Below are 17,144 nucleotides of genomic sequence, written 5' to 3'. Positions count from 1 at the left end.
CATGCAACGTCCATTTCTGCTGCTGGGCCAGCGCCTTGCGCCGTTGCGCCGCATCTCTAGAATCGGCCCCAGAACTTACTCATTTCCTGTCGATTACGGAGTTTCGAACATGATGAACGCCATGCAGATGCCAATGAACAACGCGATGCCTATGATGCCGATGATGGGCATGCCGATGATGATGGCCACCATGACCTGCACGATGACCGACGAGGCCATGATGTGCACCATGAAGCCGGCCGCTGGCATGGACATGGCGATGTTCAAGAACAACGCCGAAATGATGGCGATGATGATGAACTGCGGCATGCCGATGATGATGCAGTGCGCCAACATGTCGATGATGTGCATGTCGCAAGACGGCATGGCGATGATGAACAGCATGTCGACCATGAACATGCCGATGATGATGCCGATGGGCATGCCTATGCCGATGATGAAGTGCGTCATGGAATGCAAGATGGAAGCCGACTGCATGACCTGCAAGATGATGCCGATGCCAGGCATGAGCATGGACATGATGAACAACTGCTGCATGCTGATGATGAAGATGATGAGCGACTGCGCCATGCCGATGATGATGAGCTGCAACGGCATGCCGATGATGTGCTGCACCTGCTGATTCGTTTGGCGTGAAACCAGAAAGCCCCGGCGAGTGCCGGGGTTTTTTGCGTTTCAGTCCAGGCGCTCCGGGTAAGTGATCACCAGGAACGCCACCGCCTCACTGTCCGCCGGGTTTCGATAGCGGTGGGGCTGGTCGGCGTAGAACAGGATCGAGTCACCGGTGGACAGCAGGTAGCGTTCCTCGTTGACGCTGACTTCCAGCACGCCCTGGGCCACCACCAGGTTTTCCTGGATTCCCGGCCCGTGACCTTCAGAAACTTCTTCGCCAAGTGCCTTCAAGCGGATCTCGTAGAACTCTGACTGGCGCGCCATATCGTAGGGAAACAGCGCACGGCTGATGAAGCTGCCGTCGGCACTCACCAAGCGTTTGCTCTGTTGTGCCGGCAGCAGTTCGACCCCTTCGAACGCACGGTTTTCCAGGAAGGCCGCCACCGAGACTTTCAAGCCCTTGGCAATCTTGCACAGCACCTTGATCGACGGCACGCTGCGACCGGATTCAATCTGCGCCAGCATCGCCCGGCTCACGCCGCAGTTGCGCGCCAGGGCGTCCAGCGACAGGTAGCGTTTACTGCGCAGGCGTTGCAGGTTCTGCGCGACGCACTGGCCGATGGCGTCATCGTCGCCGCTGTTGCAATCCTTGGCTTTGGAGGGGAGGTCGGGCACTTCGGGAAGCGCGTGCAGGAAATTCATCGCCTCACGCCCGGCGGGTATCGCTGGAGGTGGTGACGTGTGCGGTAAACACCGCGACCCCGGCCCGCGCCGCGTACATCGCCCACATCAGTTCAGCCGCTGCGCGTGCCTGGCGGCGTTTGCGGTGGAGGGTGAAATCGATGACGGTGGCGGATGTTTGCATGACGTAAATCTCTGGGGACTCAATGGCCCTACATTAATCCTTGCTGCTTATTTCCATAAATACTGAGTTTGCATTTGGTAATTCGATTTTGGACTTAACGCCGATTGGCGCCTGTACGTCCATCAGTGGTGACCCGCCGGGCTTCACAGGCTTCCCACCACAGACCTTGTGCCGGGCCGAGTCCGTCGCAAAAACGAATTCCAAGGATTTACCCCCATGCCCCCCGCGTTTCCGTTCACCGCCCGAAAAGCCTGGCCCTTGCTGGGTTTTGGCGCCGCTCTTAGCTTCAGCCCGGTCACCCAGGCCCAAGACACGCTGCAACTGTCACCCGTCGAGGTCAGCAGCGCCGAACTCAGCGCTGATGAACTGGCCCAGGTCCAGCTCAAGAGCGTGCCCGGCGCCACCAACTACATCGACATGGGCAGCGTCGAGCAAGGGCGAGTGAGCACCAACGAGGACGTGTTCAAGTACCAGGCCGGCGTGTACGCCAAGGCCGCGAACAACGAAGGGGTGAAGCTTTCCATCCGTGGCTCGGGCATCAACCGTGGCCCCGGCGCCCATGCGTCCGGCCTGTACGAAACCTTCGACGGCCTGCCGCTGACCGGCCCGGGCGGCACGCCCTACGAACTCAAGGACCCGTTGTGGCTCAGCCGCGTTGAAGTGCTGCGCGGCGCCAATGGTTTTGACCAGGGCGCATTGGCCCTCGGTGGTGCGGTCAACTACGTCACCCACACCGGCTACGACGCCCCCAAGCTGCAAGTGCGCTACGAAGCTGGCAGCCATGGCTACGCCCAACGGGAAATCAGTTCGGGGCAGGTGCTGGGGGATGCCGACTACTACATCAGCCTCACCGATTCGCACTACGACGGCTTCCAGGACCACAGCTCCGGCAGCGGCAAAGGCATGGCTGCCAACTTTGGCTACCGCTTCAACCCCGACCTGGAAACCCGCTTCTACTTCCGCTACCGCGAAACCGACAACGATTCCCCCGGCAAGCTGACCCGCGACCAGATCAGCCACGACCCACGCGCCGCCGCCAGCCTCAACATGACGCGGGATTCCAAGCGCCTGCAACCGGGCTCGACCTGGATTGCCAACAAAACCACCCTGCACCTGGACGACAACGCCCGGGTCGAGGTCGGGCTGGCGTATCACGACTACCCGATGGACCTGCGCGAAGGCACCAACCGTCTCAAGGTCGCCTACACCGACGTCAGTGGCACCGTGAACTACATCCGCCAGGACACGTTGTTCGGGCGCGACAGCAAGACCACTATCGGTTTGCGCACGACTCAGGCGATGCCAAATAACGGCGGCTCGGAATTCGTACGGATCCCGACCGGCAATACCGCCATTTATGCACCCGGCACCAAGACCCGCGACTACAGCTACCTGGGTTCCGACACCGTGCTGCATATCGGCAACGACCTGGAGCTGGTACCGGACCTTTGGCTGACCACCGGGCTGGCGGCGATCTACACCCGCCGTGAAACCGAAGTCAGCTATCCGCAAACCCACACGCCGGTCAGCCAGCACGATTGGGATTACGCGCCACGGGTTGGCTTGCGTTATGACTTCAGCCCGCAACTGCAGGTGTATGGCAACCTGAGCCGCTCGGTTGAGCCGCCTCATGCGTGGTCGATGATCTGGGGTTCCAACAAGTATTTCCCTAAGGACAGTGGCCCGGCTGCCGGGCTGCAACGTGAAGGCGTGAAGCTGAAAAACCAGACCGCAACCACCCTGGAAGTCGGCGGGCGCGGTGAAGAATGGTTCGGCCAGTGGGACCTGGCGCTGTACCGTTCCGAGGTGCGCCACGAACTGCTCAGCGTCGAAACCCAAGCCGCGACCTCCACCACCTCTGCAATCATCGCCGAGTCCAACGCCAGCCCCACGGTGCACCAAGGCGTGGAACTGAGCCTGATCAGCCCGCTGTGGGATGGCGGCCGCACCGGCCAGTTAGCCCTGCGCCAGGCCTACACCTACAGCGACTTCCACTACCGCAACGACGACCGCTTCGGCGACAACACCTTGCCCGGCATCCCCAAGCACTACTATCAGGCGCAGTTGCGCTACAGCCATCCCAGCGGTTTCTACACCAGCCTCAACGGCGAGCATTCGTCGCGGATGGCGGTGGACTACGCCAATTCCTACTACGCGGCGGCCTACACGCTGCTCGGTGCGACGGTCGGGTATGACGCGCCGAAGCACGACTGGCAAGCCTGGGTCGACCTGCGCAACCTGACCAACCAGCGCTACGCCAATACGATCACGCCGGGTTATGACGACAAAGGGCTGGACGTTGCGCGGTCGACGCCGGGGGATGGCATGGGCGTTTACACCGGGGTGTCCTGGAGCTGGCGTTAAGCCGAGCAACGCCACTGTAGGAGCGAGCTTGCTCGCGAAAAACGCAAAGACACCGCGTTCATTCAGGATGCCAGCGTTATCGTTGAGGTCCTTCGCGAGCAAGCTCGCTCCTACATAAAACACAATCCACTTAACGGATCGATTTAACGTGCGTTTTTTTTGATTTTATCTCTGGTTTTTTTGTAACAATTACGTGTATAAGATAAAGCCTGCTCAACTGAAAGATGATTTTTCATAAGCAGTTAGTTCCTTGCGCCACGGGTGCGGGCACTTAAGCGGGTACGCACATGGAATGTCGCCGTACGCGCAAAAAACAGTTATCCAGCACTGCACAGTGTTCACCGGATAACTGCCAGCAATCGACTTGATAGTGGTGTTATTTAATCTGTCGGGATCAATTGCGTCCGTTTTATCCCTTTAAGCTTAATTAATCTGTTGTAAATGGAGTATTACCATGCAAAGGAAAGCACCGTTCAAATACCTGGCGTTGTTGTGGGTGCCGCTGATGGCAGGCTGTATCAGCACCCAGCCTTCACGGGCACCGGAGCGCGCCGTACAGGCGCCGCTCGAGCAGGCCGTCACGGTCGATAATTGTTCCCAGGGTTGCCCCTCCGGCGGTGGGCCGCTGACATTGAATCGCCAGGCCTACACCCTCAACAACAATGCATCGACCAAGTTCGCCAACTGGGTGGCCTACCGGATCACCAAGTCCACACCGGCCAGCGGGCGCCCGCGTAATTGGCACACCGATCCGGACATTCCGGCGGGTGAAACCCTTGATCCTGTTGACTACAACGGCGCCAACGTGGCGCTGAAGGTCGATCGTGGGCACCAGGCAAACCTGGCGTCGATGGCCGGCGTCTCCGATTGGCAGACCCTCAATTACCTGTCGAACATCACCCCGCAAAAGGCTGATTTGAACCAGGGCCCGTGGGCACGCCTGGAGGATCAGGAGCGCACCCTGAGCCAGGACGCCGCAGTGGACGAGGTGTACGTGATGACCGGCCCGCTGTATGAGAAATTCATCGGCACCTTGCCGGGGACCAATAAAGTCCACACGATCCCCAGTGGCTACTGGAAGATTGTTTCTGTCGGCAAGTCGCCCCAAGACGGACTTTATGCCTCGTTCATCATGAATCAGGAAGCGCCCAAGGGGGCTAACTTCTGTGACTATCGCGCGACGGTCGAACAGATTGAACAGCGTTCCGGGCTGACATTCTGGAGTGAGTTGCCGCAGGCGGTGCAAACTGCACTTAAATCGAAACAAGGACAACTGCCGCAGCGGATTGGCTGTAAGTAACCGCCGCACGCTAGACGCCCGTCATTAATTGTCATGCGTCCATTAAGTTGGCAGGTACGCAAGTGCCTGTCGACTATTGCTCGTTCTAACTAAATGAAGTGTTAATACGTCTGTTAAAAGGTAGTTGTTATCTACCTGCCTCCCGCTCACCACCCATCACCCATGTCGGCTTCTATCGGTGAGCCTCTTGCTCCCCCTCCGTTTTACTGTCATCGTTTGCGCAATTGGTAATCTTTCTTGTTTGAGAAATTTTTGCGCATGCATGACTTTCCTGTAGCTGAGGGTGATATAGCCCGTCGCCAGCAGACCATCGCCACCCTCTACAGCGACCACCATTCCTGGTTGCACGGTTGGCTGCGCAAGAAACTCGGCTGCTCACAACATGCCGCCGACCTGGCCCACGACGCATTTATCCGCATTCTGCTACTGGCCGAACCCCATACCATCAAGGAACCAAGGGCTTTCCTGGCGACGACGGCGGGGCGCTTGATGATTGACGGCGCGCGTCGGCGGCGTATCGAGAAGGCCTACATGGAAGCCCTGGCGATTCAAAGCGAAGACGCCGGCATGCCGGATCCGGCGGCAATTCATGTGGCGCTCCAGGCCCTGGAACGAATCGCCGAGATGCTCACCGGCTTGCCCGCCAAGGCCCGCGAAGCCTTCCTGCTCAGCCGCCTCGACGGGCTGACCTACAGCGAAATCGCCGCACAACTGCAGGTGTCCCCCAGCACCGTGAAGAACTACATCTCCAGCGCACTGGTGCACTGCTATCACACACTGCACGGGGCGGACCCGCTGTCGTGAGTTCCGAGCAGATCATCAGTGAAGCCGCCCGCTGGCTGACGTTGTTGCACGACGATCACGTGACCGAGGCCGACCGCGCCGCATTCGATGCTTGGTGCCAGGCCGACCCACGGCATGCCGTCGCCGTCGAGCGCATGCGCAGCCTGTGGGGCAGCCTCGACGCATTGCCCGCCGCCCCGGCGCGCCTTGCCCTGAACCGCGCGTTTGCCCCGCAAAAACCAAGGTTTGCCGCCCGTGGTACTCAGGCCGTCGCGCTGTTGGGGGTGTTGCTGTGCGGCTGGGCGGGAATTGAGCGGATGCCGGTGTGGATGGCCGACCAGCGCACCAGCATCGGCGAACGGCGTCAGGTGGCACTGACCGACGGCAGCCAGGTGCAGCTCAACAGCAACTCGGCCCTGGACGTGAAGTTCGACGGCCACCAACGGGTGATCGAACTGTTGCAGGGCGAGATGTGGGTCGAGGTGGCCAAGGACGCGCAACGGCCGTTCGTGGTGCATACCGACCAGGGCACGGCCACGGCGTTGGGCACGCGGTTCCTGGTGCGCAAGGCCGAGAACGGCTCGACCGTAGTCACCGTGATCGAATCCACCGTGGCCGTCAAAGGCGATAGTGCAGGCGACGTGAAAGTGCCGGCAGGGCAGAAGTCCACACTCAAGGACGGACACGCCAGCAACCCGCAACCCATCGGCAATGCCGACCCGGATGCCTGGACCCGTGGCATGCTCAAGGTCGACGACCAACCCCTGAGTGAGGTGCTGCAAACCCTCGCCGGTTACCGCCATGGGCTGGTGCGCTTTGATCCGCAGGCGCTGCAAGGGATGCGCGTGTCGGGGGTGTTCAAGCTCGACGACACCGGCGCGGCCCTGGCTTCACTGGCGGATAACTTGCCGATCAAGGTGGAGTACTTCACCGATTTGGTGGTGGTGATCAAGCCCCGATAAAAAGTCTGAATAAAAACTGCTCTCATTCATGCCCGATTTTCCGACATGGCCGTCATGACTAATAGAACCCCCATTTCCCAGGACTTCTCATGTCGCGCCTTGCTCGTCCCTTAAAGCCACTGGCCCTTTCAGTGGCGATGGCTTTTGCCGCCGTACCCCTGCTGACCGTTCAAGCGTCCTACGCGGCTGAAAGCGCTGCGTTCTCCATTCCCGCCGGTGACCTGAGCCAGGCCCTCAACAGCCTCGCCGAACAGGCGGGCCTGGTATTGGCCTTTGATTCGAGCCTGACTCGCGGCAAACGCAGCAATGGCCTGAAAGGGCAGTACAGCACCGACGCCGCCCTGGCCCAATTGTTGGCTGGCAGCGACTTGCAAGCCCTGAAGATCGCCGATGACCGCTACCGCCTCGAAGCCATCCCGCAAACCGACGGCGCCATGGAACTGCAGGCCACCACCATCAGCGGTGCGTACCAATCGGAAAGCCCCACCGGCCCGGTGTCTGGCTATGTGGCCACCCGCAGCCTGTCGGGCACCAAGACCGACACCGCGCTGATCGAAACCCCGCAGTCGATCTCCGTGGTCACCAAAGACCAGATGCGCGCGCAGAACGCCGAGAGCCTTAACCAGATCCTGCGCTACAGCGCCGCCGTGATCCCGGAAACCCGAGGTTCCACCGCCTCACGCCTCGACCAGTTGACCATCCGCGGCTTCGCCCCGGCGACCTACCTCGACGGCCTGCGCATGCCGTCGAGCCGGGATGCCTTGCCGCAAAAAGACGCCTTCGACCTGGAGCGCGTCGAAGTGCTGCGTGGGCCGGCGTCGGTGCTGTACGGGCAGGGCACACCCAGTGGTGTGATCAACATGGTCAGCAAGCGCCCACTGGACACGCCGTTCCATGAAGTCGGCGTCGAGTACGGCACCTTCAACAAGAAGCGCACCAGCTTTGACCTGAGCGGCCCGCTGGACGATCAAGGCGTGTATTCCTACCGTGTCGCCGGCCTGTTCGACGATGCCGACGGCCAGATCAAGCACACCGAAACCCGTCGCCAATCCCTGTCGACGGCCTTCACCTGGCGCCCGGACGACAGTACTTCGCTGACCTTGCTCGGGCATTTCCAGAAGGACCCCAAAGGCGCGTCCTACGGTTCGATGCCGGCCTGGGGCTCGGTGTTGCATAGCCCGACCGGGCGCAAGATCGACGTGGATTTCTACGACGGCGAGAAAAGCTTCGAGAAGAGTGACCGCGAGTATTACTCCATCGGCTACGCCTTCGAACATCACTTCAACGATGTCTGGACCGTGCGCCAGAACGCGCGCTACCTGCGCAGCGAAGGGCAGTACCGCAGCCTCTATAGCAACTACCTGGAGAGCGATTACCGCACCATCCGGCGCTCGACTATCGCCAGCGACGTGAACATTGACGCCTATGCCCTCGACAACCAGTTGCAGGCCAAATTCGACACCGGCCCGTTGCAGCACACCGTGCTGATGGGCGCCGATTACCAGAACACCAGCACCGACACCAAGTCGGGCAGCGGCGTGTACACCGCAGGCCCCACGCTGGATATTTTCGACCCGGTCTACGGCGCGGCCGTGCCGGTACCAGCCTATACCAGCGACGCCACCTCGCGCAGCGAGCAGACTGGCGTGTACCTGCAAGAGCAGATGAAGTGGGACAAGTGGGTGTTGTTGATGGGCGGGCGTTATGACTGGGCCAGCACCGACAACAGCACCTTGGCCATGACGACCCAGAAGAAGACCAAATCCAGCCAGGACAGCAAAGCCTTCACCGGCCGCTTGGGCCTGGTCTACCTGTTCGATAATGGCTTGGCGCCGTATGTCAGCTATTCGGAATCCTTCCAGCCGCAATCCGGCACGGGCTACGGTGGCTCAACGTTCCAACCGACTGAAGGCAAGCAGACCGAAATCGGCATCAAGTACCAACCGCCGGGCAGCAACAGCTTTATCACCGCCGCCATTTTCGACCTGCGCCAGACCAACGTGCCGACACTGGATCCGGACGCTTCCCACCTGTGCAACGGCTCGCGCTGCCAGATCCAGGACGGTGAAGTGCAATCCCGTGGGTTTGAACTCGAAGGCAAGGCCAGCCTGAACGACAACCTGGATATCACCGCGGCCTACGCCTACCTGGATAACCGCATCAGCAAGTCCAACAACACCGTGCGTTATGCGCCCATCAGTGACATCGGTGTCGGTCCGGCTGTGGCTGCCGAAGGTACTACTACCTACGCCGTACCACGTCATACCGCGTCGGCCTGGGCGGATTACACCCTGCATGACGGCACGCTGAAGGGCTTCGGCGTGGGGGCCGGTGCGCGGTATGTCGGTTCGTCATGGGGCGATACCGCCAACACCTTGAAGGTGCCGGGTTACACCTTGTTCGATGCAGCGGTGCACTACGACATCCCGCACATCAATCGCCAGGGTGACAACCTGCGCCTGGCGGTGAACGCTACCAACCTGGCGAATAAAGAGTACGTCGCGTCCTGCTATTCCTACTCGTGGTGCTGGTATGGCTCACAGCGCACCGTGCAGGCCAGCGCGACCTACCAGTGGTAAACACCCATCTACTGTAGGAGCGAGCTTGCTCGCGAAGAACCTGAGAGCAGCGCGTTAAGCCAGGCACGCTGCGTTATCGTTAACGATTTTCGCGAGCAAGCTCGCTCCTACAGTGATCGTCAGTATTTTATGGAGGATGGCCTTTTAACATTGCGCCCCACTCTTTATCATCCGCCCCAGCAACTCCGGCCATGGAGACGCTCCATTCACTAAGGAAGTCGTAATGCACATTGGAAAAATGCTGGGGTTGGCCCTGATCACGTTGTCGATGGGCGGCTGCGCCAGCTTCACGAAGGACGAAGTAGCACCTGTCACGCTGCCATCGAAGGCCAGCTACGCCAACAAACCGAACGTCTACGTAGACTTCAAGTTCTACCAGGGCGAGCCGACAAACGCCGCCGCTGCCGAAGTTCCACAAGCGCGGGACATGCTCAAGCCACAGCTGCAGAAAGTCCTGATCGACTCCGGCCTGTTTGGCCGTGTGACCCTGGATGAATTCCAGAAGCAGCCCGGCGATTATAGCCTGCGCCTGAAGGTCTACAACCATCCACCGGGTGGCGGCCAAATGGTGCTGGCGTTTATCAGCGGCTTTACCTTCACCATCATCCCGGCGCTGGGTACTGATCAGTACACCATGAAGCTGGAGTCGGTGGATGCACAGGGCCAGGCGCTGAGCACCGGCACCAACCACGACTCGATCAATACCTGGATGGGCATCTGGTTTATCCCGCTGATGGCCAACACGCCGAAAGAGGCGGTGACCGATACCTTCACCCGCCAGGTCAATGCCTTGCTCAAGCAAATGGTCGACGGCAATAACCTGAAGTACTCGGCACTGGATGCCGGCGTGCCACGGGCGTGACACGTTGCGCAACGTAAGCTGAAACAGCTGCGAGGGCAGGGTGACCTACCCTCGCAGCCTGGGCCTTACTTAAGCGCTTTGATGAACAGCGGGTCGCTGTACAACGACTTGAGCAAATCCCGCACCATCGGGTTGTAGGCGTTGGCGGCATTCGGGATCGCAATGAACCCGAAGAACGAACTGGACCAGGTGTGATTCACTTCCTTGGTCGCGTCGTACACCACGTCATTGCCCTTGAGCAGGGTAAACCGTGCGGCCAGCGTGCCGTTGCCGGAGCCCATGCCTGCCGACAGCGAATTCTTCACCACCAACACTTGCAGATGTCGTTCTGCTTGCGGGTTCAGCAGGCCTGCGAGTTGCAGTTCCTGGGTGATCGCAGCCTGGATATGCGCCGGGATGCTGCCACTGGGCGAGCGGATCGGGTTGGCACGTACGGACAACGAGCCTTCGCCCGATGCGGCCGTCACCTGGGCATTGCTGACGGGTTGCAGCGGCGCTGCTTGCTTGAGGACCTGGACGTTGTCGAAGTTCGGCTCGTATTGCGTCATGGTGACGCCGCAACCTTGCAACAGCAGCGCGAGCAATGGGGTTAACAGTAGAAGCTTTTTCACGGCGTTTCCTTGCGTGAGTGTGGGAGAGCGCGGGGATTATCGTCAGACGCTGGCCTATCGGCAACAAATAGTGGCAAAAGGCCTTAATGCATGCGTGGCTTCTTGGCCCCGTTACCGGCTGGAAAAATCATCGAGAAGGCAATTTGCTGGCCCCTTTGTAACAAAATTCTCGCCAAAATCACTTTTATTTTCAGGTGGTTAGGCGGGATGCAAATGCGCAATGTTGGAATCATGCTGATCGCCTGTTCCCTGGCGGGTGCGGCGGTTTCGGTTGAGGCACGGGAGCTGCGGGACAACGACAAGTACATGTGCAGCTGGGGTGCTGGCACCGCCGCCCGGGCCCAGGAATTGAAGCTGTCGGGCGTCTCGCTCTACGCCGCGCGCCAGAAGCTCAAGACCTACCAGTTCAAGAAACCCTGGATGCACATGATGGCCATGGGCATCACCGAGCAGACCTACGACAGCCGCTCGCGGGTCAAGCCCGAGGTGATTCGCCAGAGTTTTTATCAGGACTGTTTGCGCTACAAGCTGGCGCGTAAATAACCCCTATTTATCCAGCAGCAATTGGAGCCTTGAGAACGACTGGTCGTAGGTGGGTTCCCAAGGAAAGTGCCCCTGTTTGTCCGGCCAGACCATTTGCAGCGCAGGGAAATCAGCTTTGATCGAGGCGTAGAACCAGCCGGCATAACCGAGGTACTCGCGGTAGTGCCGGCGGTCTACAGGAATGAAGGCGATGCGCATGCCTTCGGCAATATCGTCATAGGGCTTGTAGGTTTCATAGGCGGCTTTTGCACCGGCAAAGCGGATCGCGGCGATGTTCAGCAACTGCTGGGCAATCTGCGGGGGCAGCCCGAATACGATGATTTCCGGTTGGCCGAAGTTGGCGTAGAACCCCAGGGAGTAGGCGAACGACGGGTCACCGTCTTCGGCCCGCACGTGCACATGGTGCCAGCCGATCTTCTTGATATCCGCCAACACCTTCTCGTCATATTCCGAATCTGCCTTGGGCAACTGGAATCCCGGGAGCGGGGCCTTTGCTGAAGTGTTCATCGAGAACAATGAGGCGGCGAAGAGGGCGACGGCGCGAATGATGTTCATCAGAGTCCTTTCTGCGGGATCAGTGGTTGAAACCGCGATGAGGCTAGCAGTGTTGGGTTCGCTCGGCAAAGTGACCGATGCACCGCCCAGTACAAAATCTGCGTAAGCCTGTCCAACTTCGCCCCGGGGCCAGTCCGCATACTGGCCCCAGGTAACCGAAGAGGCACATGCCATGACCCGCTACGTCATCACTCCCAACCAAATCCCATCCCTCGCCATCCAGGGCGACGACGCTCGCTTCCCGCTGCGCCGGGTGTTTTGTGTCGGGCGCAACTACAGCGAACATGCCCGCGAAATGGGCCACGACCCCGACCGCGAGCCGCCGTTCTTTTTCATGAAACCGGCGGATGCCGTGGTGCCTGCCGAGGGCGTGATCGCCTATCCACCATTGACCGCCGACCTGCATCACGAGGTCGAGTTGGTGGTGGCCATCGGCAAAGGCGGCGTGGACATTGCCCCGGAAGAGGCCTTCGCGCATATCTGGGGTTACGGCTTGGGCATTGACCTGACCCGCCGCGACCTCCAGGCCCAGGCGAAAAAGCTGTCGCGGCCGTGGGAATGGGCCAAGGCCTTCGATGAATCGGCACCCTGCACTGCGTTGCAGCCGGTGAGCGCCGTCGGCCATCCGGGCAGCGGGCGTATCTGGCTCAAGGTCAATGGCGAGCAACGTCAAGTGGGCGATCTGGCAGACCAGATCTGGTCGGTCAGCGAGGTGATCAGCCATGCGTCCAAATCCGTGGCGCTGAAAGCCGGCGACCTGATCTTCACCGGCACCCCGGCGGGCGTTGGCGCCTTGCAACCGGGCGATGTGGTGACCGCCGGGATCGACGGCCTGGCCGAGCTGAGCTTCACCCTCAGCCAGGGTTGACGCTACAGTGGTGCCCAGGCTCTCCGGGAAATACGTATGCCAGGCACCCGCATCACCACCTATGGCATGGAACAACGCAGCGACCGCTCCGACTTCTACATCCGCGACAAGCGGGGCAGGGCGGCGCTGACCAGTCCCCATCGCCACGAATACTTCCAGATCCAGATCAACCTGGGCGGCGACACCGTGCAGCACATCGGCGGTGCGGTGCGCCCGTTCCCGAAAAAGGCCCTGGCCTTTATCCTGCCCCATCGCCTGCATGTGATTCCCCATCCCGAAGACGGCGACTTCATGCTGATCAATTTCAGCCAGGGCTTTTTCCTGCCGCAACTGACCTGCGATCCGCTGGACCTCGAAGACATCCCCATCAGCCACGCCCCGGAGCTGTCGCCGTTCCGCTTCCAGGAACAGCTGGATTTCATTCTTGAAGACGCGGCATTCGAGGAAGTCAAAACCTGGCTGGAACACATGCGCACCCTGGACACCCACCGCAGCTTCGGCGCGCGGGAGCGGCTCAAGGGTTACCTATTCCAGCTGATTGGGTTGGTGTGCCAACAGTACGCCGAACCGCTCCAGGCCTTCGCCGCCAACAACGCCACCCGGCGTGGCCGCAAGGACGCCTTGGCCCGGGTGCAAGGCTACATCCGCGAGCATTTGCACGAGCCATCGCTGAACCTGACCGATGCCGCGGCGGCTGCCTTCCTGTCGCCCAACTACCTGACCCACCTGCTGCGCAAGGAAACCGGTAAACCCTTCTCCCAACTGGTGCTCGACCGGCGCATGCAACTGGCGCGCACGCTGCTGCTCAACAGCCCGCAGATGATCGGCGCGATTGCGCACCGTTGCGGGTTTACCGACGAGGCGTATTTTTCCCGGTGTTTTCGCAAGGCCCACGGGCTGGCGCCGGGGCAGTTCAGGCGGCGTGAGCAGGATTGACGCGCAAACCGGGTGCGTGTTTTACAAATCCACCACAATCGATGTGTTTCAATTTACATACAATTGAGCGTCTCATTGGGAGGCGGTGCACATGGCTACGGTTTTACGGTTGGCAACCCCGGATGACATTAATGCGATTTTCGATATTCGCACCGCGGTGGTGCAGAACCACCTAAGCCGCGAGCAGATGGCTGAGCTGGGCATTACCCCGCAGGTGGTCGCCGAGAGCATGCATGAAGCGCCCTGTGTGTGGCTCGCCGAAGTGGATGGCACGCCTGTGGCGTTTTCAATGGTGGATGTAGCCGAAGGCGAGGTGTTCGCCCTGTTTGTGCTGCCCTCCCACGAGAACCTCGGGTTGGGTCGCCAATTGATGGCGGTGGCCGAGGCGGCGCTGTTCGAACGCCACGACACGCTGTTCCTGATCACCGATGGGCGAGATCACATTCGGGCTAATGGCTTTTACCAACGGCTTGGCTGGTCGGTGGTCGACACGGCCGAAGGCGACGACGTTCGCTATCAGAAACACAAGGTGCAATGAGTGTATGAGTCATCCGGAACCCCCTCAATCCCACGCCTTCCGCTATTTTTTCATCGGGATTGTGTGCTTGGCGGTGATGTTGGGGACCTATTTCGTTCGGCTCAATGCCCAGGTTGACCGACAGCGGGAAGAGGCGGCGGAGCGCCTGGCGTTATGCCGTCAGGCGGCCAGCGTTTCGCGCCCTACGCCCCAGGACGACCTTGTGCTGGTGGATCCCTGCAAACACTTGATGGAACATTACTTGAAAAAGCCCACGCACTTTTAATCAATAACCTTATTTTTATCGCGGAATTAAACTGCGCAAGTGTGTTTAATTCATGCCGTCATTGCACCAAAAAGTGGCACTTTCAATAATCGGATCCATTAAAAATGTGTGGTTATTGAATGACTTAGCGCTGTTTTAATCCGACGAAAGGTTGAAAATTATCTTGTTACAAGTTTTGCCGCTCGGTAATATAGCCGGGCGTTCACCTCCCACGGTTTATGCATTTTTAAATCCCAAGTTTCCATCAGCTACTTGGGATTTTTTTTGCCCGCGATTTGAGCGTTGTATCAATCCAGCGCGTCGGCGAACTCCGCGCGCATCCGGCCATTGTGCTTGGCCTGGTACAGCAGCTTGTCCACCGCTTCGACAAATACCAGCGCCTCGCTGCCTGGCCTTACCGTGCAAGTGCCTACGCCCAGGCTCAACGTCAGCAAGTTCGACACCGCCGAATGCCCGTGCTCAATCTGCTGCTGGCGGATCAGGTGCAGGCAGCGTTCGGCCACGCGTCGGGCAGACTCGGCATCGGTTTCCGGCAGCAACCACACAAACTCCTCGCCGCCGATGCGCGCAATGAAGTCCCGTGGCCGATTGGCCGCCCGGGAGAGCGTGCTCGCCACTTGCTTAAGGCATTCATCACCCTTGATATGCCCGTAGAGGTCGTTGTACTGCTTGAAATAGTCGATATCCAGCAGGATCAACGACAGCGGCAATTGGCTGCGCTGGGCACTGGCCCATTCCCGCGCCAGCACGGTGTCGAACATGCGCCGGTTGGCGATGCCGGTCAGGCCGTCCTGGAACGAATATTCCTCCAGCTGTTTTTGCAGGCGGATCAGGTGTTCTTCGGTCTTCTTGCGCTCGCTGATATCGAACATGAAGCCGATCAGCGCCTGCACTTCGCCGTCCTTGCGCTCCACGTGCACCACGTCTCGTATCCACACGTACTCACCGCTGGCAGTCAGCGCGCGGTAATCGGCTTCGTGATCGACCCCGGCGCGGGACTGCGAGACGCAGAAGTTGACGACGTATTCGCGGTCATCCGGGTGCATGCGCTCCACCCAGTCATCGACGGTGGCCCAGCTCTGCGGGGTCCAGCCCAGCAGCGCCTCGATTTGTGGGCCGATGTAGCTGAAGGTCATCGTTGCCCAGTCGATACGCCAGGGGATGGCCTTGGTCGATTCGAGCAACGTCTTGTACACGGCACTGTCGGGTTCGATCAGAGGTTCGATGCTCATGCGGGATGCTCTTGATGACGGTAAAAGACCATAGCATCTGGCCATCATCGCCAGGAATCAAGCGCTTCGCTCGGCATCGGATGAGAGGTGCCGGTGTGGTTTTTCTGGCGTCAGCCGGCCAGCGGTTTCAGGCAAATTGAGCACCAGGTATCACTTTTGACTTAATTCCCCGGCAGGTTGAAAAAGCTGATCTACCCTAGACGGATCACGTCCACCGAGTCTGGTCCAGCGAAGGGTGCCCGCATGGTCTCGATAGCCGAGTTTCGCCACATCATGGAGTCCGGCTTCCTGCCGCTCGCCTGTGACTGCTCGTTGAACAGCGATGGTTCTCTGCGCATCAATATCTTCGACCCGGCTTCCGGGCGCGTCGACCTGCTGCTGACCCGTGTGTCTCCCCAGGGTCTGGACAGCATCCGTTCCATCTCAAACCTGATTGGCGAACTGCGCACCGAGATCAAGGCCGGGCGCAGAGGGTTTGCGGCATTCGGTTAGAGGCTCAAGAGACCGCTTGTGCCGACGGAGCAGTCACCACCCCGTAACCGCGCCAGCAGCAATGATCGCGGTGCCCCGGCAGGAACACGCAGCCGCCAAGGTTCATGAGCAGGACAGCGGCAACCAGCAGTGAAATTCGACGAGACATGGTGATTTCCTCAAGGTAGTGAACGTTGAAAATCAACAGGTATGCCTGCTGATTGCCAACGGTTAACCCTTGAACGCGACCGCCTGGCCAAATCCGTCGGCGCTTTTTGCATATTTCATCAAACCCCCGCAAACCCTGGGCAATACTGGCCCTGTCTACCGTGCTGAGCGGTCGCGAAAAAAGTTGATTTTGACGCGACGGATTATTCGGACACTCGCCGTTCAACCTTACAGCTGCGATCACTGGCGATCGCCGATGAAGGAGTTGTCATGAGACGTGTACGACCGCTGGCCAAATTACGTTACGCCCTGTTGATCCCGCTGGCGCTGGCCGCCCTGGTCAGCACGCCGACCTTTGCCCAGACCGAAGTGATCATCCGCGAAGCGCCACCGCCGATGCGCGTCGAGGCCGTTCCCGTCGAGCGCCCGGGTTACGTGTGGGACCGCGGGCACTGGCGCTACGAAGGGCGTGGTTATGCCTGGGTGCCGGGCCACTGGCAGCCGGTGATGCGCAACGCCCGCTGGGAACCTGGCCACTGGGAATCGCGCGGCCCCAACTGGTACTGGAGAGAAGGGCACTGGATCCGCTGACCCTCCCGTCAACCTGACCCTTAGCCACCGGACCGAGAC

Annotated in this window: 20 protein-coding genes; 13 read left to right on the top strand and 7 right to left on the bottom strand. The window is 59.9% G+C overall.

Annotated features, from left to right (window positions below):
* Positions 1–93: 93 nt before the first annotated feature.
* The 3 genes from HBJ59_RS31830 to HBJ59_RS09130 are packed head-to-tail and all read right to left on the bottom strand — an operon-like array spanning position 94 to position 1,477.
* Entirely contained in the window at positions 94–615 is a 522-nt protein-coding gene (locus tag HBJ59_RS31830) for a hypothetical protein (RefSeq protein ID WP_178124253.1), read from the bottom strand.
* A gap of 60 nt (positions 616–675) precedes the next feature.
* Positions 676–1,314 carry a helix-turn-helix domain-containing protein gene (locus HBJ59_RS09135; RefSeq protein WP_167663333.1) on the bottom strand — a complete coding sequence of 213 codons (639 nt, stop codon included), beginning with the start codon at positions 1,312–1,314 and terminating at the stop codon, positions 676–678.
* A gap of 4 nt (positions 1,315–1,318) precedes the next feature.
* Positions 1,319–1,477 (bottom strand): hypothetical protein, encoded by a 159-nt coding sequence (locus tag HBJ59_RS09130; RefSeq protein ID WP_167410161.1) that lies wholly within the window; start codon positions 1,475–1,477, stop codon positions 1,319–1,321.
* A 216-nt stretch (positions 1,478–1,693) separates the two neighbouring features.
* On the opposite strand from HBJ59_RS09130, the gene HBJ59_RS09125 reads away from it, so the two are divergent.
* From HBJ59_RS09125 to HBJ59_RS09100, 6 genes are all read left to right on the top strand, one after another.
* Positions 1,694–3,841, top strand: coding sequence for a TonB-dependent receptor domain-containing protein (locus HBJ59_RS09125; protein WP_167663332.1), 2,148 nt, complete (start codon positions 1,694–1,696; stop codon positions 3,839–3,841).
* Between the two features lie 454 nt (positions 3,842–4,295).
* Positions 4,296–5,141, top strand: a complete 846-nt coding sequence (locus HBJ59_RS09120; protein WP_167663331.1) for a DNA/RNA non-specific endonuclease — start codon at positions 4,296–4,298, stop codon at positions 5,139–5,141.
* A gap of 258 nt (positions 5,142–5,399) precedes the next feature.
* Positions 5,400–5,945, top strand: a complete 546-nt coding sequence (locus tag HBJ59_RS09115) for a sigma-70 family RNA polymerase sigma factor (protein ID WP_167663330.1) — start codon at positions 5,400–5,402, stop codon at positions 5,943–5,945.
* Positions 5,942–6,886: a FecR family protein gene (locus HBJ59_RS09110; RefSeq protein ID WP_167663329.1), complete on the top strand. Its 945-nt coding sequence runs from the start codon at positions 5,942–5,944 to the stop codon at positions 6,884–6,886. The genes HBJ59_RS09115 and HBJ59_RS09110 overlap by 4 nt, the downstream gene beginning before the upstream one ends.
* Before the next feature lie 89 nt (positions 6,887–6,975).
* Entirely contained in the window at positions 6,976–9,465 is a 2,490-nt protein-coding gene (locus tag HBJ59_RS09105) for a TonB-dependent siderophore receptor (protein WP_167663328.1), read from the top strand.
* 223 nt (positions 9,466–9,688) lie between these two features.
* Positions 9,689–10,327 (top strand): hypothetical protein, encoded by a 639-nt coding sequence (locus tag HBJ59_RS09100; protein ID WP_167663327.1) that lies wholly within the window; start codon positions 9,689–9,691, stop codon positions 10,325–10,327.
* Positions 10,328–10,392: 65 nt separating this feature from the next.
* Here HBJ59_RS09100 and HBJ59_RS09095 read toward each other — a convergent pair whose 3' ends face one another.
* Positions 10,393–10,938: a hypothetical protein gene (locus tag HBJ59_RS09095; RefSeq protein ID WP_076016832.1), complete on the bottom strand. Its 546-nt coding sequence runs from the start codon at positions 10,936–10,938 to the stop codon at positions 10,393–10,395.
* A 213-nt stretch (positions 10,939–11,151) separates the two neighbouring features.
* Here HBJ59_RS09095 and HBJ59_RS09090 point away from each other — a divergent pair, with 213 nt between their 5' ends.
* The gene (locus tag HBJ59_RS09090; protein WP_178124252.1) at positions 11,152–11,481 is read left to right on the top strand and encodes a hypothetical protein; all 330 of its coding nucleotides are present in this window, start codon (positions 11,152–11,154) and stop codon (positions 11,479–11,481) included.
* 3 nt (positions 11,482–11,484) lie between these two features.
* On the opposite strand, the gene HBJ59_RS09085 is transcribed toward HBJ59_RS09090, so the two are convergent.
* Positions 11,485–12,036 (bottom strand): DUF4262 domain-containing protein, encoded by a 552-nt coding sequence (locus HBJ59_RS09085; protein ID WP_083676716.1) that lies wholly within the window; start codon positions 12,034–12,036, stop codon positions 11,485–11,487.
* Positions 12,037–12,208: 172 nt separating this feature from the next.
* Here HBJ59_RS09085 and HBJ59_RS09080 point away from each other — a divergent pair, with 172 nt between their 5' ends.
* From HBJ59_RS09080 to HBJ59_RS09065, 4 genes are all read left to right on the top strand, one after another.
* Positions 12,209–12,904 (top strand): fumarylacetoacetate hydrolase family protein, encoded by a 696-nt coding sequence (locus tag HBJ59_RS09080; protein WP_167663325.1) that lies wholly within the window; start codon positions 12,209–12,211, stop codon positions 12,902–12,904.
* A 36-nt stretch (positions 12,905–12,940) separates the two neighbouring features.
* The gene (locus tag HBJ59_RS09075) at positions 12,941–13,840 is read left to right on the top strand and encodes an AraC family transcriptional regulator (protein ID WP_076016834.1); all 900 of its coding nucleotides are present in this window, start codon (positions 12,941–12,943) and stop codon (positions 13,838–13,840) included.
* 91 nt (positions 13,841–13,931) lie between these two features.
* The gene (locus tag HBJ59_RS09070) at positions 13,932–14,378 is read left to right on the top strand and encodes a GNAT family N-acetyltransferase (protein WP_076016835.1); all 447 of its coding nucleotides are present in this window, start codon (positions 13,932–13,934) and stop codon (positions 14,376–14,378) included.
* A gap of 4 nt (positions 14,379–14,382) precedes the next feature.
* Positions 14,383–14,643 (top strand): hypothetical protein, encoded by a 261-nt coding sequence (locus HBJ59_RS09065; protein WP_076016836.1) that lies wholly within the window; start codon positions 14,383–14,385, stop codon positions 14,641–14,643.
* Between the two features lie 287 nt (positions 14,644–14,930).
* Here HBJ59_RS09065 and HBJ59_RS09060 read toward each other — a convergent pair whose 3' ends face one another.
* Positions 14,931–15,875, bottom strand: a complete 945-nt coding sequence (locus HBJ59_RS09060) for a sensor domain-containing diguanylate cyclase (RefSeq protein WP_167663324.1) — start codon at positions 15,873–15,875, stop codon at positions 14,931–14,933.
* A gap of 243 nt (positions 15,876–16,118) precedes the next feature.
* Between HBJ59_RS09060 and HBJ59_RS09055 the strand changes: the two genes are divergently transcribed.
* On the top strand, positions 16,119–16,367 hold the full coding sequence (locus tag HBJ59_RS09055) for a DUF1652 domain-containing protein (RefSeq protein ID WP_167663323.1): 249 nt from the start codon (positions 16,119–16,121) through the stop codon (positions 16,365–16,367).
* 4 nt (positions 16,368–16,371) lie between these two features.
* On the opposite strand, the gene HBJ59_RS09050 is transcribed toward HBJ59_RS09055, so the two are convergent.
* The gene (locus HBJ59_RS09050) at positions 16,372–16,515 is read right to left on the bottom strand and encodes a hypothetical protein (protein ID WP_167663322.1); all 144 of its coding nucleotides are present in this window, start codon (positions 16,513–16,515) and stop codon (positions 16,372–16,374) included.
* Between the two features lie 269 nt (positions 16,516–16,784).
* On the opposite strand from HBJ59_RS09050, the gene HBJ59_RS09045 reads away from it, so the two are divergent.
* Entirely contained in the window at positions 16,785–17,105 is a 321-nt protein-coding gene (locus HBJ59_RS09045) for a YXWGXW repeat-containing protein (protein WP_167663321.1), read from the top strand.
* Positions 17,106–17,144 lie beyond the last annotated feature (39 nt).

Origin of the sequence: Pseudomonas sp. AN3A02, from assembly GCF_011765255.1 — a bacterium.
Lineage (GTDB): Bacteria > Pseudomonadota > Gammaproteobacteria > Pseudomonadales > Pseudomonadaceae > Aquipseudomonas.
This window is presented reverse-complemented; position numbering and strand designations above follow the sequence as displayed.

Excerpts from the sequence above, each read along its gene's own strand:
- HBJ59_RS09135 (WP_167663333.1), bottom strand. The coding sequence starts at position 1,314 with ATGAATTTCCTGCACGCGCTTCCCGAAGTGCCCGACCTCCCCTCCAAA.
- HBJ59_RS09130 (WP_167410161.1), bottom strand. The coding sequence starts at position 1,477 with ATGCAAACATCCGCCACCGTCATCGATTTCACCCTCCACCGCAAACGC.
- HBJ59_RS09125 (WP_167663332.1), top strand. The coding sequence starts at position 1,694 with ATGCCCCCCGCGTTTCCGTTCACCGCCCGAAAAGCCTGGCCCTTGCTG.
- HBJ59_RS09120 (WP_167663331.1), top strand. The coding sequence starts at position 4,296 with ATGCAAAGGAAAGCACCGTTCAAATACCTGGCGTTGTTGTGGGTGCCG.
- HBJ59_RS09115 (WP_167663330.1), top strand. The coding sequence starts at position 5,400 with ATGCATGACTTTCCTGTAGCTGAGGGTGATATAGCCCGTCGCCAGCAG.
- HBJ59_RS09105 (WP_167663328.1), top strand. The coding sequence starts at position 6,976 with ATGTCGCGCCTTGCTCGTCCCTTAAAGCCACTGGCCCTTTCAGTGGCG.
- HBJ59_RS09100 (WP_167663327.1), top strand. The coding sequence starts at position 9,689 with ATGCACATTGGAAAAATGCTGGGGTTGGCCCTGATCACGTTGTCGATG.
- HBJ59_RS09090 (WP_178124252.1), top strand. The coding sequence starts at position 11,152 with ATGCGCAATGTTGGAATCATGCTGATCGCCTGTTCCCTGGCGGGTGCG.
- HBJ59_RS09085 (WP_083676716.1), bottom strand. The coding sequence starts at position 12,036 with ATGAACATCATTCGCGCCGTCGCCCTCTTCGCCGCCTCATTGTTCTCG.
- HBJ59_RS09080 (WP_167663325.1), top strand. The coding sequence starts at position 12,209 with ATGACCCGCTACGTCATCACTCCCAACCAAATCCCATCCCTCGCCATC.
- HBJ59_RS09075 (WP_076016834.1), top strand. The coding sequence starts at position 12,941 with ATGCCAGGCACCCGCATCACCACCTATGGCATGGAACAACGCAGCGAC.
- HBJ59_RS09070 (WP_076016835.1), top strand. The coding sequence starts at position 13,932 with ATGGCTACGGTTTTACGGTTGGCAACCCCGGATGACATTAATGCGATT.
- HBJ59_RS09065 (WP_076016836.1), top strand. The coding sequence starts at position 14,383 with ATGAGTCATCCGGAACCCCCTCAATCCCACGCCTTCCGCTATTTTTTC.
- HBJ59_RS09060 (WP_167663324.1), bottom strand. The coding sequence starts at position 15,875 with ATGAGCATCGAACCTCTGATCGAACCCGACAGTGCCGTGTACAAGACG.
- HBJ59_RS09055 (WP_167663323.1), top strand. The coding sequence starts at position 16,119 with ATGGTCTCGATAGCCGAGTTTCGCCACATCATGGAGTCCGGCTTCCTG.
- HBJ59_RS09050 (WP_167663322.1), bottom strand. The coding sequence starts at position 16,515 with ATGTCTCGTCGAATTTCACTGCTGGTTGCCGCTGTCCTGCTCATGAAC.
- HBJ59_RS09045 (WP_167663321.1), top strand. The coding sequence starts at position 16,785 with ATGAGACGTGTACGACCGCTGGCCAAATTACGTTACGCCCTGTTGATC.